Annotated in this window: 11 protein-coding genes; 5 read left to right on the top strand and 6 right to left on the bottom strand. The window is 54.6% G+C overall.

The window, feature by feature from the left end:
- Position 1: 1 nt before the first annotated feature.
- From DCH402_RS11530 to pdxR, 4 genes are all read right to left on the bottom strand, one after another.
- Positions 2-979, bottom strand: coding sequence for a DUF1852 domain-containing protein (locus DCH402_RS11530; RefSeq protein ID WP_040001208.1), 978 nt, complete (start codon positions 977-979; stop codon positions 2-4).
- Between the two features lie 407 nt (positions 980-1,386).
- Positions 1,387-1,617, bottom strand: coding sequence for a tautomerase PptA (gene pptA, locus DCH402_RS11525; RefSeq protein ID WP_040001207.1), 231 nt, complete (start codon positions 1,615-1,617; stop codon positions 1,387-1,389).
- Positions 1,618-1,789: 172 nt separating this feature from the next.
- Positions 1,790-2,884 (bottom strand): ABC transporter ATP-binding protein, encoded by a 1,095-nt coding sequence (locus DCH402_RS11520; protein WP_040001206.1) that lies wholly within the window; start codon positions 2,882-2,884, stop codon positions 1,790-1,792.
- 379 nt (positions 2,885-3,263) lie between these two features.
- Entirely contained in the window at positions 3,264-4,751 is a 1,488-nt protein-coding gene (pdxR, locus tag DCH402_RS11515; RefSeq protein WP_040001205.1) for a MocR-like pyridoxine biosynthesis transcription factor PdxR, read from the bottom strand.
- A 125-nt stretch (positions 4,752-4,876) separates the two neighbouring features.
- Between pdxR and DCH402_RS11510 the strand changes: the two genes are divergently transcribed.
- From DCH402_RS11510 to DCH402_RS11490, 5 genes are all read left to right on the top strand, one after another.
- On the top strand, positions 4,877-6,142 hold the full coding sequence (locus tag DCH402_RS11510) for a 4-aminobutyrate--2-oxoglutarate transaminase (RefSeq protein ID WP_040001204.1): 1,266 nt from the start codon (positions 4,877-4,879) through the stop codon (positions 6,140-6,142).
- Between the two features lie 21 nt (positions 6,143-6,163).
- Positions 6,164-7,624, top strand: coding sequence for an NAD-dependent succinate-semialdehyde dehydrogenase (locus DCH402_RS11505; protein WP_040001203.1), 1,461 nt, complete (start codon positions 6,164-6,166; stop codon positions 7,622-7,624).
- Positions 7,625-7,941: 317 nt separating this feature from the next.
- Positions 7,942-8,973, top strand: coding sequence for an ABC transporter substrate-binding protein (locus DCH402_RS11500; protein WP_012769589.1), 1,032 nt, complete (start codon positions 7,942-7,944; stop codon positions 8,971-8,973).
- 36 nt (positions 8,974-9,009) lie between these two features.
- On the top strand, positions 9,010-10,281 hold the full coding sequence (locus tag DCH402_RS11495; protein WP_040001202.1) for an ABC transporter permease: 1,272 nt from the start codon (positions 9,010-9,012) through the stop codon (positions 10,279-10,281).
- Positions 10,282-10,314: 33 nt separating this feature from the next.
- Positions 10,315-11,133 (top strand): ABC transporter permease, encoded by an 819-nt coding sequence (locus DCH402_RS11490; protein WP_040003550.1) that lies wholly within the window; start codon positions 10,315-10,317, stop codon positions 11,131-11,133.
- Between the two features lie 265 nt (positions 11,134-11,398).
- Here the strand turns inward: DCH402_RS11490 and DCH402_RS11485 are convergent, their stop codons facing one another.
- Both DCH402_RS11485 and sbmA read right to left on the bottom strand, forming a co-directional pair.
- A complete protein-coding gene (locus tag DCH402_RS11485) occupies positions 11,399-13,384 on the bottom strand; it encodes a methyl-accepting chemotaxis protein (RefSeq protein ID WP_040001201.1) in 1,986 nt (661 codons plus the stop codon).
- A 769-nt stretch (positions 13,385-14,153) separates the two neighbouring features.
- Entirely contained in the window at positions 14,154-15,383 is a 1,230-nt protein-coding gene (gene sbmA / locus DCH402_RS11480) for a peptide antibiotic transporter SbmA (protein WP_040001200.1), read from the bottom strand.
- Positions 15,384-15,534 lie beyond the last annotated feature (151 nt).

Raw genomic sequence — 15,534 nt, 5'->3', positions numbered from 1 at the left:
ATCAAAGCGCGTAATGGGCTGACCATTGCTCAAGAATATGTTTGTACGGCTTGATGAAGTGCTCTTCAGTAAACTTCCCTTGCTTAATCGCCAACTGGCTGCGCTCTTCCCGATCATAAACAATTTTTGTTAATGAATGATCCTGGTGATTCAGGTCGGGTTGATAGTATTGCCCTGCTGCAGAGTTAGCATTGTAAATCTCAGGTCGGTAAATTTTTTGGAAAGTCTCCATCGTGCTGATGGTACTGATAAGCTCAAGATCAGTGTAATCACTCAGTAAATCACCAGAAAAATAAAAAGCCAAAGGCGCAACGCTATTTTTCGGCATAAAGTAGCGAACCTGCAGCCCCATTTTTTCGAAATATTTTTCGGTCAAAGAAGAACCATTGGGCTGGTATTCGATGCCCAATACCGGATGTTGGTTTCCAGTTCGATGATAGGTTTCTTTACTGGAAACACTTAAGCATATTACCGGCGGTTTATTAAAAACCTCTTTGTATTCTTTCGAATTGACGAAATGTTTAAATATATTGCCATGCAAATCGCCAAAATTATCTGGAATGCTAAATTCGGATTGGTTCTTATTATGATCTAACAGCAATACACTAAAATCATAATCTCGCACGTAAGAAGAAAAATTATTGCCTACAATACCTTCAATGCGTTGGTTGGTTTTTTTATCAATGATATTGGTTTTTAATATTTCAATGGCTGGGAAGGTGCCGTCGTTATTGGCAAGATGCAGGTCAACAGAGATGATTTCAAGTTCGACAGAATAACGGTCACCTTTAGGGTTATCCCAATACGCCAGTGTATTGAAGCGATTATCGATCATCACTAATGTGTTGCGTAAGTTCTCCTGGCGGCTCGTTCCCCTGGCCAAATTCGCAAAGTTGGTGGTGATGCGCGTATTTTCGGAGGGGTTATAGTTCTCGTCGAAGCTACTGCTCTTAATCGTAAATGTAAAATTTTTAGTCATCGCGCTCTTTTTTCCTGATGCTTGATATGAAGGCCGGGTTAATGCATTGATCTTAAATGATTTCATTTTATCATTTAGTGGCCTTCATGTTGCTAATAAGTTAATTCAGCATATTTTATGCCAGAGTTGCTGGGGAAGTGAAAGAGACTTAATTTCATTACAACATGAGCCATATTCATGTCGGGTGTACGGTCAGCTCAGGAATGGTTGCAGATGCCCCAGCCCCACAAGATTCACCATGAGAATCCATACGGCCAGGAGCGGCTAACTACAGACAGGTGGATTTGTATTACAAGGCTCATCATGAGCCTTGTTTTTGATGGGGTAACACTGATTATTCCGGCACAGCGCCCGGTGAACACAAAGCCTCGCCGTTGAACACCGACAACGTGCCGCATGTGCCGACGTTACATCGTATATCCCGGTTTTTTGGTGAGGTTATCCAGTTCCGGACCGATCTCGATGTCGTAAACCGCTTCTTTCCAGCGCTCTGGCGTGACCTCGGTTAAGGCAACCGAGATAGACTTGTCTTCCGCGTTCAGGTGCTTCTTGAGTAACTCGCTGATATCGTTTGCTAAATCCTGTTTGACGTTTTCCGACAGATTGCGGGGAAAGTACTTGATGGCAACATGTGGCATGGCTAAACGCTCCGTGTGTGAAAGTCGGTATTCGGTGAGGGCGGTTCAGGCTGAGACGGCAACCGCCGACGGCGTTACCATATTGGCATGGTTTCGGGCAGATCACTATCTGCCCGAATTAACGAAATTACCCGCATTAACGGCGAGAAACCGCCGCGGGTCGGTCGCGTATTTACTGTGTCACCACGGCGTCCAGTGCGCGCAGGTGTTCCGGTTGCCACGATAACTGGATTTCACTGCCGATTTGCCAGCCTGGGTTTACGTCGCTGGCCGGGAGTTTCACCATAAATTGCGGCTGACCGGCTACTTCGGTCATTATGCGCACGTGATCGCCGAGATAGATAAATTGCTGAATACGCGCACGAACCTGCTGGGCGCCGTCCGGCAGTACGCCGGCGTTAACCTTTACCCGCTCCGGGCGAATGCACAGATGGATTTTTCTGCCCGGAGAACTGGGGCGTACTTTCAGCGCCTTTAGTTCGGTGCCGTCGTCCAACTGAGCCTGATAATACTCGCCGTCGCTGCCGGACTGCATACCGAGAAGCGTATTGTTTTCACCGATGAACTGCGCCACGAACGCGTTCTGTGGGCGTTCATAGATGTCGCTGGGGCTGTCCATCTGCTGAATAATCCCGTCGTTGAAGACGGCCACCCGGTCCGACATGGTCATGGCTTCGCTCTGATCGTGGGTGACGTACACCACGGTGAGTTCCAATGCCCGGTGCAGTTCCTTGATTTCCAGTTGCATATGTTCGCGTAGCTGTTTGTCCAGCGCGCCCAGCGGTTCATCCATCAGCACCAGACGTGGTTCAAAGACCAGCGCCCGGGCCAACGCCACACGCTGTTGCTGGCCACCGGACATTTGCGCCGGGTAGCGGTCGGCCAGATTGGTCAGCTTGACGCGGTCAAGCACTCTGTCCACTTTCTCTTTGATGTCGCTGCGGTTCATGCGGCGAATGGACAGTGGAAATGCCAGGTTCTCCGCTACCGTCATATGCGGGAATAACGCATAGTTCTGAAACACCATGCCGATGCCGCGTTGATGCGGCGGCAGGTTATGCAAAGGGGTATCACGCAGCAGGATTTCACCCTGCGTCGGCGTTTCAAACCCGGCCAGCATCATCAAACTGGTGGTTTTGCCGGAGCCGGACGGACCCAGCATGGTCAAAAATTCGCCTTCCTGAATATCCAGATTCAAATTCTTAACCACCAGACGGTCGCCATCGTAGGTTTTTTGAATATTTTTGAAGCTGACGTAGGTTTTCATTATTCCCTTCTCTCACGTGTCGTAGCTGGGTGCTGTTGATGACGTATGCATAAGTCATGCCTGATAATTAATTGAGAAAAGATTCTTATTATTTTGATGTGAAAAATACGGGGCCGGTCGGTGGGTTTTGTACTGTTCTGCAAGCGAGTGTGCAGCCGTTAATCGGGAAAATGACAGTGCATGTTGCACAGCCTGAAAACCGGTGCAGCGAACAGTATGTCTGAACGATGCGGGGCATGGTTTTTCATCATCGCATCAAAATGGTGAGGCTGTGTTAAAGAAACGCACTGATGATGTGCGGCGAGGGAGGGCAAAACCGGCACCGACAGCGCGTCGGTTTAACCGGTTTTTGGCGAGGGGGAGAACAGAAAAGGGCTGGTCAGCCAGGTAGTGTTTCCTGCGTGCGTAAACAGCGAAGAATCACCTCAAATGCCTGTACCATTTCGTCGTCATCCACGCTGGCGTAACCGAGCAGCAGCCCGCGTTGATGCGTGGGATGCAGGTAGTAGCTGGACAGCGCTTTCACCATCACGCCGTGTTGCAGAATTCGCGCGGCCAGTACTACGTCATCGATCATATCGGGCAGCCGTAGTATCAGGTGCAGGCCGGCGTTACTGTTGTAGCCGAGGTAGTCATCGCCCAGATGTTGCACAATCAATTCACTCAGCAGGGCGCGGCGGCGTGCGTACAGCAGGCGCATACGCCGGATGTGGGCGGCGTAGTGGCCTTCGCTGATGAATTGCCCCAGCGTCAGTTGCGTCAGCAGATGACCGCCCCGGTATAGCTCGGCGTGCGCCGTTTTCAGCTCCCGCGCCAGATGCGGCGGCAGCACCATATAACTGACGCGCAGACCCGGGTAGAGGGTTTTGCTGAAGGTGCCGATGTAAATCACCGGCGGTTGAGTCTGTAGCCCCTGTAACGCCGGGATCGGGCTGCCGGAAAAGCGAAACTCGCTGTCGTAATCGTCTTCGATCACCCAACTGCTGTGCTCCTGCGCCAGCGCCAACAACCGCTGGCGGCGCGCCAGACTCATCACCGCCCCCAGCGGATACTGGTGCGACGGCGTGACGCAAATCAATCTCGGCACCGAATGGGGAGAGACATCGTCCGGCGGCACCATCCCTTGTTCATCCACCGATATCGGCGCGACGCGCAGGCCGTTGATGGTCAGCACGTTGCGCATCCCCCAGTAGCAGGGGTCTTCAATCCATGCCAGATCGCCGGGGTTGCACAACATTTTGGCCAGCAAATCCATCGCCTGGTGGGTCCCTTCGGTAATCAGTATCTGCTCCGGCGTACAGGTCACCGAGCGTGCCACCCGCAGGTAATCCACCAGTGCCTGTTGCAGTTCCGGACAACCGCCGATCGGCGAGTAGGAGAGCTGTTCCGGTTTCAGGCGGCGGGACAAGCGGGTTTGCAACCGCCGCCATAAGTCGTGTGGAAAGCTGGCGATATCGGGGATACCGGGCATAAACGCCCCCCACTGACGCGCCGATGCACCGGCGTAGCCCAGCAGGTGCATACCACGCCGGGAAATCTCCTGCGCGGTCGGACGCAGCGGCGACAGCGTGTCGTCGCGCACATCCGGCGGATGGGTGTCCGGTAACTGTTCGGTGACGTAACTGCCGCTGCCGGTACGGGTTTCGATATAACCTTCCGCCAGCAATTGCTCGAAGGCGGCGATCACGGTATTGCGCGACAGCGATAACTGCTGCGCCAGATCGCGGGAGGAGGGCAAACGCCGTCCCGGCGCAATGTCGCCGGACAAAATAGCCAGGCGGATTGTGTCGTACAGCCGCTTGTTGAGGGTGCCTTCCTGCTGGCGTTCCAACCCGGCAAGCAGTAAATCGGTCAGTAGTGAGCGCAAAGTGGATCCTTCAAATATTAAAAACTGGCTCTGGATTATAGGGCCATACAGGGGATAAATAGCAACATCAGCACGTTAATCGTCAACCCTTGTTGGGTGGTGTGTTTATCGAATCGGAGCGGAAAATGAGTAACAGCGAATTGAATCAACGTCGTTTGGCCGCCACGCCGCGTGGTGTGGGCGTCATGTGTGATTTTTTTGCCGATAAGGCGGAGAACGCCACCCTGTGGGATGTCGAAGGGCGCGAGTATACCGATTTTGCCGCCGGGATTGCGGTGCTGAATACCGGCCACCGTCACCCGAAATTGCTGGCGGCGGTGCGTGCACAACTGGAGAAATTCACTCACACGGCGTATCAAATCGTCCCGTACGGCAGTTATGTGACGCTGGCGGAGCGCCTGAATGCGCTGGCGCCAATCGCCGGTCCGGCTAAGACGGCTTTCTTCACCACCGGGGCGGAAGCGGTTGAAAATGCGGTAAAAATCGCCCGTGCCTATACCAAACGCCCAGGCGTGATCGCCTTTGGTTCCGCGTTCCACGGCCGCACGCTGTTAACGCTGACGCTGACCGGTAAAGTGGCACCGTATTCCAACGGTTTCGGCCCGTTCCCCGGCTCCATTTTCCATGCCTTGTACCCGAATGCCCAGCACGGCATCACCGTCGAGCAGTCGCTGGAAAGCATTGAGCGCCTGCTGCATACCGATATCGCTGCCGATCAGGTCGCGGCCATTCTGCTGGAGCCGGTGCAGGGCGAGGGCGGTTTTAACGTTGCGCCGCCGGAATTTATCAGCGGAGTACGCCAGTTGTGTGACAAATACGGCATGTTGTTGATCGCCGATGAAGTGCAAACCGGTTTTGCCCGTACCGGTAAAGTGTTTGCGATGGAGTATTACGACGATAAAGCGGATCTTATCACCATGGCGAAAAGCCTGGGCGGCGGTTTCCCGATTTCCGGCGTGGTCGGCCGCGCCGAGGTGATGGATGCGCCAGGCCCCGGCGGACTGGGCGGCACCTACGCCGGTAACCCGCTGGCGGTGGCGTCGGCGCTGGCGGTGCTGGATGTGATCGAAGAAGAGCAACTGTGCCTGCGCGCCCAGCGTCTTGGCGCTACACTGGTGGAAACGCTGGAGCAGGCGAAGGCCACGAATCCGGCGATCGTGGATATCCGTGCCCGCGGCTCGATGGTGGCGGTGGAATTCAATGACCCGCAGACCGGCAAACCGAGTACGGATATCACCAAAAAATACCAGCAGGCGGCGCTGGAACAAGGGCTGCTGCTGTTGACGTGCGGTACGTATGGCAACGTGATTCGTTTTCTGTATCCGCTGACCATTCCGGATGCCCAGTTCAGCAAGGCATTGTCGATCCTGGCCCAGGTTCTGGCGAAGTGAAGCGTGAGTAAAAGGGTAGTTATGCAACTGAAAAATAAAACGTTATTTCGCCAGCAATGTCTGATTGGCGGTGAATGGCAGGATAGCCGCAACGGGGCGCGTCTGAGCGTGACCAACCCGGCGACCGGCGCTGAGCTGGGCAGCATTCCGCTGGTGACGGCGCAGCAGACTCAGCAGGCGATTGCTGAGGCCGAGCAGGCGCTGACGGCGTGGCGTCAGCGCACCGGTAAAGAGCGTGCCGCGCTGATGCAGGCGTGGGCGCAACTGATTCGCGCCAATCAGGACGACCTGGCGGCGATTCTGACCGCCGAGCAAGGCAAATCGCTGGCGGAAGCCAGCGGTGAAATCAGCTACGCCACGTCGTTTATCGACTGGTTTGCCGAAGAGGCTAAGCGGGTGGAAGGCAGCGTGCTGCAATCACCGCAGGCCAGCCAGCGTTTGCTGGTGATCAAACAGGGCATCGGCGTGTGCGCCGCCATCACGCCGTGGAACTTCCCGGCGGCGATGATTACCCGCAAAGCGGCACCGGCGCTGGCGGCCGGCTGCACTATGATCGTCAAGCCCGCCGAACAGACGCCGTTTACTGCACTGGCGCTGGCGGAACTGGCGCAACAGGCCGGCATTCCCGCCGGTGTGTTGCAGGTGGTGACCGGCGAAGCGCCGGCGGTCGGGAAAGTGCTGTGCGACAGCCCGGTGGTACGCAAACTGAGCTTTACCGGTTCTACCGAAGTCGGCCGCATTCTGATGGCGCAATGTGCGCCGACGGTGAAAAAACTGTCGCTGGAGCTGGGGGGGAACGCGCCGTTTATCGTGTTCGACGATGCCGATCTGGACCTGGCGATCAAGGGGATTTTGGCGTCCAAGTTCCGCAACAGCGGGCAAACCTGCGTCTGTGCCAACCGTATTTACGTTCAGCGCGGTATCTACCCGGCGCTGGCGGCCCGGCTGGTGGAAGAGGTGGAAAAGCTGAAAGTGGGCGATGGCACGCAACCCGGCGTGATGCAAGGCCCGCTGATCGACGAAGAGGCGGTTGCCAAAGTCGAACTGCATATTGGCGATGCACTGTCGAAAGGGGCGGAATTGCTGACCGGCGGTTCGCGCCATGCACTCGGCGGCACGTTCTTCACGCCGACGGTGGTAGGCGGCGTAACGCGTGAGATGCGGTTTGCCCGCGAAGAGACATTCGGCCCGGTGGCGCCGTTGTTCCCGTTTGATGATGAAGCGCAAGCGGTGGCGATGGCCAACGATACCGAGTTCGGCCTGGCGGCTTATGTCTATACCCGAGACGCTATCCGCCAGTGGCGGGTGCCGGAAGCATTGGAATACGGCATGGTGGGGATCAATACCGGCCTTATTTCCAACGAAGTGGCCCCCTTCGGCGGGGTAAAACAGTCAGGACTGGGACGCGAAGGCTCACGCTTTGGCATTGAGGAATATCTGGAGATGAAATATCTCTGCGTGGATCTCACCCCTTCCGCCTGACGCAATGAGCAGGGATGCTCATTGCCAGATACCTTCGAGCCAATATGGTGCAGTCTCCTTCGCGGGCTGCACCACAACAAGGCGAATCAAACGCCGATTGTCGTAGTAAAACACCCGTCATTCGATGACAAAAAGAGTATCAGCATTGTGCATATTGCACAGTGCGGTTGCTCCACGGCGCCATCTGGCGGTTTTCGATCCGGACGAGAGAAACTGGCATGAAAACTGCTTTATATCATGATGCCTATGCATCAAAAAAATTTAAGGGTTTTTGCCCTTGCGGGCATACGTTGACTACTCTCTTCAGGAGCCAGACCATGTTGAAAAAATTTGCATTATCCGCGCTGCTCGTTGCCATGGCTTCCCAAAGCTGGGCTGAAAACCTGACCGTGATTTCCTTTGGCGGTACGAATAAGGACGCGCAGGATAAAGCGTTTTACAAGCCGTTCCAGGCGGCGGGTAAAGGCGTTATCGAAGCTGGCGAATACAATGGTGAAATGGCTCGTATCCGCGCCATGGTGCAGACCGGGCAAGTCGGTTGGGACGTAGTGGAAGTGGAAGGCCCGGAACTGCTGCGCGGCTGTAACGAAGGGCTGTTTGAACCGCTGGACTGGCAAAAGCTGGGCAATCCGGCTGATTTCGTCAAAGGGTCCGTCTCTGAATGCGGCGCCGGGATTTTCGTCTGGTCCACCGTATTGACCTACAACGCCAACAAACTGCAACAGGCGCCCAAAAGCTGGGCCGACTTCTGGGACGTGAAAAATTTCCCCGGCAAACGTGCGTTGCGCAAGAGCGCCAAATTTACGCTGGAAATCGCCTTGCTGGCGGACGGCGTGAAACGTGAAGAGGTTTACAACGTATTGGCGACCCCGGCTGGCGTCGATCGGGCGTTCAAGAAGCTCGATCAGATCAAATCCAACATTCAGTGGTGGGAATCCGGCGCGCAGCCGTTGCAGTGGCTGGTGGCGGGCGATGTGGTGATGACCTCCGCCTACAACGGCCGTGTGGCGGTGGCGCAGAAAGAGAAACCGGGCATCAATATCGTCTGGAAAGACGGCCTGTACGATCTGGATAGCTGGGCCATTGTCAAAGGGACTAAACATAAAGCGGCGGCTGAGCAGTTCATCGCGTTCGCCAACCAGCCGGAAAATCAGAAAGTGTTCGCCGAGAACATCGCTTATGGCCCGACCAACAGCAAAACCACCGCGTTACTGAGCCCGGCTATCAGCAATAACCTGCCGACCGCGCCGGATAACCTGGCCCAGTCCGTACAGGTGGATACCGAGTTCTGGATCGACCACGGCGAGGAACTGGAACAGCGCTTCAACGCCTGGGCCGCCCAGAAGTAATCCTGAACCGGTATTGATCACAAGGAGAGAGCGCTTATGTCCCAGAGCGAGATGTTGAAGGCTGAACCGCCGAGTGGCGACGAGGAAAACCGCAACAGTCTGAAACAGCAGTTGCGGCAGGCGCAGGCCCGCTATAAGAAACGGTCGCTGTTGCTGATAGCCCCGTTATTCCTGTTCATTCTGGTCAGTTTTCTGTTCCCGATACTGTCGATTCTGGGCAAAAGCGTGTCCAACCCGGACTTGCGCGTCAGCATGCCGAATACGATTGAGGCGATGCGGCAATGGTCCGGTAAAGATGTGCCTGATGAGACGGTGTTTCGGGCGCTGGTGAGCGATTTGCGTAATGCCCGCAATACCGGGCAGGTCGCCGCGATTACCAAACGGCTGGGGTATGAGGAGGGTCAATACCGCACGTTGATCACCCGCACACTGCGCAAACTGCCGTCAGATGAACAGCCGGGGCTACGTGAACAACTGATCGCCGAGCAGCCGCTGTGGGGGGATCTGACGACCTGGAAAACCCTCGATCGTGCATCACGGCCGTTTACCGGCTATTACCTGCTGGCGGTGTTTGACCACAAGGTCGACCCACAAACCGACCAGGTGGTGGCGCAACCGGCGGACCAGGCGCTGTATGTCGATGTATTAATACGCACATTGCTGATGGCGGGGGTGGTGACGTTACTGTGCGTGGGATTGGGCTATCCGCTGGCTTACTGGCTGGCGAAACAGCCGGATAATCGCGCCAATTTGTTGATGATTCTGGTGTTGTTGCCGTTCTGGACATCGTTGATTGTGCGTACCGCCAGTTGGATCGTGTTGTTGCAATCCGGCGGGTTGATCAACCGCTCGCTGATAGGAATGGGCATCATTGATGAGCCGCTGGTGCTGGTGTTTAACCGTATCGGCGTCTACATCTCCATGACGCACATCCTGCTGCCGTTCTTTGTGCTGCCGCTGTACGCGGTGATGAAAGGTATTTCGCCTAACTATGTGCGGGCGGCGATTTCGCTGGGCGCGCATCCGTTTCTGGCGTTCTGGCGGGTGTATGTGCCGCAAACCTACGCCGGGGTGACCGCCGGCGCGTTGCTAGTGTTCATGATGGCGATTGGCTACTACATTACGCCGGCGTTGTTGGGCGGGCCGGGCGACCAGATGCTCAGTTATTTTGTGGCGTTCTTTACCAACACCACCATGAACTGGGGGATGGCAGCGGCGCTGGGTACTCAATTGCTGGTGATCGTCGTCCTGCTGTATGTGGTGTATATCCGTGTCACCCGCACCGACGCCGAAGCAGCGGCGCGTTGACGGAAGGAGCAAATGATGAAACCGATGAAGGAAATGAGACAGCAGGGATCGCAACTGCTGCGGGTGTGGAATGGCTTCTTCAATTTTTATGGCGCGGCGATGTTGCTGTTTCTGATAGTGCCGGTGTTGGTGATTGTGCCGTTGTCGTTCAATGCCGGGTCATTTCTCAGCTACCCGCTGGCCGGTTTTTCCCTGCGCTGGTATCGGGAGTTTTTCCATTCCAGCGAGTGGCTGAGTGCACTCGGCAATAGCTTGCTGATTGCACCGCTGGCGACGGTACTGGCGACCGTACTGGGCGTGCTGGCTTCCGTCGGGCTGGTGCGCGGTGAGTTTCGCGGCAAATCGCTGGTAATGGCGGTGCTGATTTCGCCGATGATCGCGCCGGTGGTGATTGTCGCGGTCGGGATGTTCTTCTTTTTCGCCAAACTGTCGTTGCTAAACAGCTATATCGGGCTGGTACTGGCACATGCGGTGTTGGGGGTACCGTTTGTGGTGATCACCGTCACCGCCGTACTGAAAAACTACGATCAGAACCTGACCCGCGCCGCCGCCAGTCTGGGGGCGCCGCCGATGCTGGCATTCCGTCGGGTGACGCTACCGTTGATTGCCCCCGGCGTATTCTCCGGCGCGTTGTTTGCCTTCGCCACCTCGTTTGACGAGGTGATTGTCACGTTGTTTCTCGCCAGCCCGCGCCAGCGCACGCTGCCGCTACAGATGTTCGCCGGGATCCGCGAAAACCTCGATCCGACCATCGCCGCTGCGGCGACCATGATGGTGGCTGCCGCGCTGGTGTTGTTGATTGTGATGGAAGTGTTGCGTCGCCGTTCAGAAAAACTACGCGGCGGGCGTTGATACTGACGCGAAGGTAGCGCGTAGCGCTGTTCAATAAGGGTTCATAGTTTAGCCACCAGCCAGTGGACAAGGAGAGGTGGCGCTTGCACCTCTCCTTGTCGTGCGTGCGATGAAATAGCAGCGTAACCACACCGTTTATCCCGCACGAAACCCTTCACTGAACAGGCAGACGCTACCGTTCACAAGACAACCCGACTGTCTGTCGACAGCCTCTATCAGATGATATCGAGTTGGCAGGGTAGCGAACCTGTCAGTCAATATTGCTTTAGAACGACTCCCAGTCATCCCTGGCATTTTTGGTATTGCCGGTCGGCGCTTTTTTCGCGGCGGCAGAAGATACCCTGAGCGTAGATTTATTCAGCATCAACGGCTTTTTCGTGCCGATGGCGGCGCGTGGTTTTACCTGCGGCGCTACGTTGTCATTACCCAGACGGAATACCGATACCGCTTGTTCCAGCATTTGTGCCTGTTCTTCCAGCGAGTTAGCGGCGGCAGACGATTCTTCCACCAGCGCGGCGTTCTGCTGGGTGGTGGCGTCCATTTCGGTGACGGCGGTGGAAATCTGGTTGATGCCGCGGCTCTGTTCATCGGAAGCGGAGGCGATTTCATCCATGATGTCATGCACATGAGAGATAGAGCGGATGATTTCATCCATCGTTTTACCGGCATCTTCCACCAGTGTAGAACCGGTGTTCACACGGGTGACGGATTCACCGATCAACGTTTCAATCTCTTTGGCGGCCTGGGCGCTGCGCTGGGCCAAATTACGGACTTCGCCTGCCACCACCGCAAAGCCGCGGCCCTGCTCACCGGCGCGTGCTGCTTCTACCGCTGCGTTCAGCGCCAGAATGTTGGTCTGGAACGCGATGCCATTGATGACGGAGGTGATTTCAGAGATGCGTCGGGAACTGACGGCGATCTCGTTCATGGTGCTGACGACATTGGTGACAATCTCACCGCCGCGAGTGGCGTTAGCCGAGGCATCGGCAGCCAGTTGCGAGGCGTGATGGGCGTTGTCGGCGTTCTGTTTCACCGTGGAGGTTAACTGCTCCATGCTGGCGGCGGTTTCCACCACCGCGGCTGACTGCTGCTCGGTGCGGGAGGAGAGATCGGTGTTGCCGGCGGCGATTTCCGATGCGGCTAGCGCTACATTGCTGACACCCTCACGAATGGTGCCGATCGTCTCACGCAGTTTATGGTTCATCTGATTCATCGCCACCATCAACTGGCCCAGCTCATCGCGGCGGTTGACTTCGATGGAAGAGGTCAGGTCACCCTGAGCAATTTGCTCCGCCAGCGACAGGCTCTGGTGCAGAGGGCGAGTAATCAACAACGTAATACACCACGCCATCAGTATCCCGATCGCGATGATCACCAGACCGGTAATCAGTAATTGCCACTGTGAGTGGGCTGTCGTGGTGCTGACCAGCGCCAACTGGCTGTTGTATAAATCATTGGAAGCGTTATCCAGAATGGTTGCCGCACCGGTCATGGTTTTGGTCGCAATATTTTCATCCCGGAAAGCAGCCATGTAATCGGCAAGGTAGCCGTTATAGGCAGAAAAGAAACGCCAGCTTTGATTCAACCACTCTTGTTGTTCCGCGCTGAATTTAGGCAGCGCTTGATTGAATACGACCTGAGCGTTGCCAATGGTTTTGCGCAGAGTGGATTCGATTTGTTCAGAGGGTTGCAGCAGCAACTGATGCGTCAGGTCACGGATGTCAGACAGTTGTTCAAGCAGCCTGGCAAATTCCAGCGTTAATTCCGGCGTCAACGAACTGTTGCCGAACTGGGTACGCAACGTGGCAATGACGCCGGCGCTGGTATCCTGATTGAATTTTTGCGCCACGGCATCGCGCTGCTGGCTGGCTTTGATCAACGCGTCACGCCCGGGAAGATAAGTTTTATAGGCGTCATTGAGCTGATCCAGTAATTTCTGTGCCTCGGGACTCCAGGTGAGCTGACCGGCCTGATTCAACGACTGACCTACTTTTTTCATCAGGTCGCCGACGGTATTAATCGCGTTGTAGTCGTGAGTATACTGAAAATTAAGGCGGGCACGTCGGGCATCGTTCAGATTATTATTAATGTTGTTGCTGATAATGGATTTATTGACATAAGCGTCAACATTACGAAAACCATTAACACCCGAGAGCATGATAAAGGCGGACATGATTAAAATCAGTCCGAACCCTATCGCCAATTTACTACCAACCTTCAGATTGTTATAGGTATGCAGAATAGTATTCATAAAGGTTTCCTACAGAGCTGAGTACGTTGACAACGCAGGTCAACAGAGAGTAACCATCTGTTAACGTCCATGTTTTTTAAAAAATACAGAGATGGGGTTCTTTCACGGAGGGAAAAAACGTGTGAATACTATCACATTTTTTAAAAATGCAAACGATTTGTAACATAATGAAATTACAGGTTGTTTGTGTTTCTTATGCCAGATTCTTCCTTGTTTTATTTTTATTCTTCCCAATATCCGAAAAATGATTTCGTGTACTAGTTGGGTGAACTGTAAAAATGTTCTTTTTTAAACGCTCTTTCAAAAAATTATTTTTAACTCGTCTGAGTAAATCATATTTTTTCATTTTATATCTATACCCAAAATAATTCGAGTTGCAGGAAGACGGCAACCGAGTGACAAATTCGTTGGGAACGAATTTGACCAGCCAAAGGCTGGCCTCCGGTGAGAGACAGGATGTCTCTCATTTCATCCCCGGGAGCTTACTCAAGTAAGTGACTGGGGTGAGCGAGGAAAGCCAACGCACCTGCAACTTGAAGTATGACGGGTATATACCCAAAATAATTTCCGTTGTCCGTTCCTTACCGAAACATCAGCGTTTTTGAGGTCGAACCTGATTGCATTATGCTGTACACAGGGGCGAATTATTCAGGAAGAAATAAATAAAGGGAGAGAAGTAGAGCGCAGATATTCAGCCAGTATGGCTTTGTCGGGGTTTCATCATGATGCGAGGCTGCGCTGCCTGGTGACGGCGCAGCGTCGGGATTTGTCAGGCGTCGGGGGCGGTATCCACCGTGTCAAGGGAGAACGGCACATCCTGAATGGTCGCTTCGAAACTGCGTAAACGTTTATAAATCGACATCAGCTCCACGATGGTGGTCCAGGAGTTGATCAGGTACTGGAACGAGCCGCGTACCTGATCAAACACGTTGGTAATCTGAGTCATCAAACCGAGCGTCAGGCTACCGGCTACAATCGACGGCAACAACATGATGATGCCGAACACATTGTCGGTTTGCAGATAAAGCACCCGGGCGATATTGAAGTAGGTGTAGTGAAAGTAGAGGCGAAAATAGTTTTTCCGCACATTACCGAAGAGCTGTTTTACCGTCGGCGGCGTGGCGCGGTCGGCGGCATCCTCGCCGTAGACCAGTTCTTTACGGTAAGCCGCCTCGACCCGCTGGTTGTTGAACTCCAGCCCCGGCAACTTAATGCCGACCAGTGCCAGCAAACCGGTTCCCGCCAGCGACCAGATGATAGCGGCAATCACCAGACCGTAAGGAATTTCGCCGATCAGCGGCAGCGATTTGACGTGCGACGACAGGCTCACCAGCACCGGCAAAAACGCGATCAACGTCATCAGCGATTTCACCAGGTCAACCCCCAGGCTCTCCACTGTGGATGCAAAGCGCATGGTATCTTCCTGAATACGCTGTGCCGCCCCCTCAATGTGGCGCAACGCTTGCCAGTGCGAGGTGTAGTAATCGTTCATGGCGGTACGCCAGCGGAAAACGTAATGGCTGACGAAAAACATATTCAGCACGCCGACGGTGACCGCGGTGAGCGCGATACCGAGGAAAATCAGCAACTGCTGGTAAAACGCCTGAATCGTTGTGGCATTAGGCGCGCCGAGCGCTTTCTGGATCAAATCGTAAAACGGGACGTACCAGTCGTTGACCGCCACGCCGACCTCGACCGAGAAGTAGGTGACAAAAATAATCAGCGAGGTACCGAGAATCGACCAGCGTTGCCAGGGGTGTGGGTTGAGTAATGCCCAGGCGCCGGCGAAGAGGCTCACGCACAGCAGATAGTAGCCGTAGAACCACAAAAAAGCGGGCGACAGGAAGCGTATCGCGCCTTGCGGCAACGGTTCACTGGTGTGCAGCAGGCTATCGCCCAGCGGACGCCCCCAGCCATACCAGAGGAACACCGCCACCAGCGACCAGATCAACGCGGAGGAGAAAAACAGTTTAGGGTTAGGAAAAAACGATTTGAACATAGGCGCACTTTTGATCCGTAAAGGTATCTGCAAAAAGGAATAACTGCGGTGATAGCAAATATTTAAACCAGACGCAGGATTATATTGAAACGATTTTTGACGGCGATGGTTTTTTCTTTACGCAATAAAGGCGGCGGCAAACGCAGAGATG

Source organism: Dickeya chrysanthemi NCPPB 402, from assembly GCF_000406105.1.
Classification (GTDB): domain Bacteria; phylum Pseudomonadota; class Gammaproteobacteria; order Enterobacterales; family Enterobacteriaceae; genus Dickeya; species Dickeya chrysanthemi.
The sequence above is the reverse complement of the archived record's forward strand: the minus strand, read 5'-3'. Positions and strand labels throughout refer to the sequence as shown.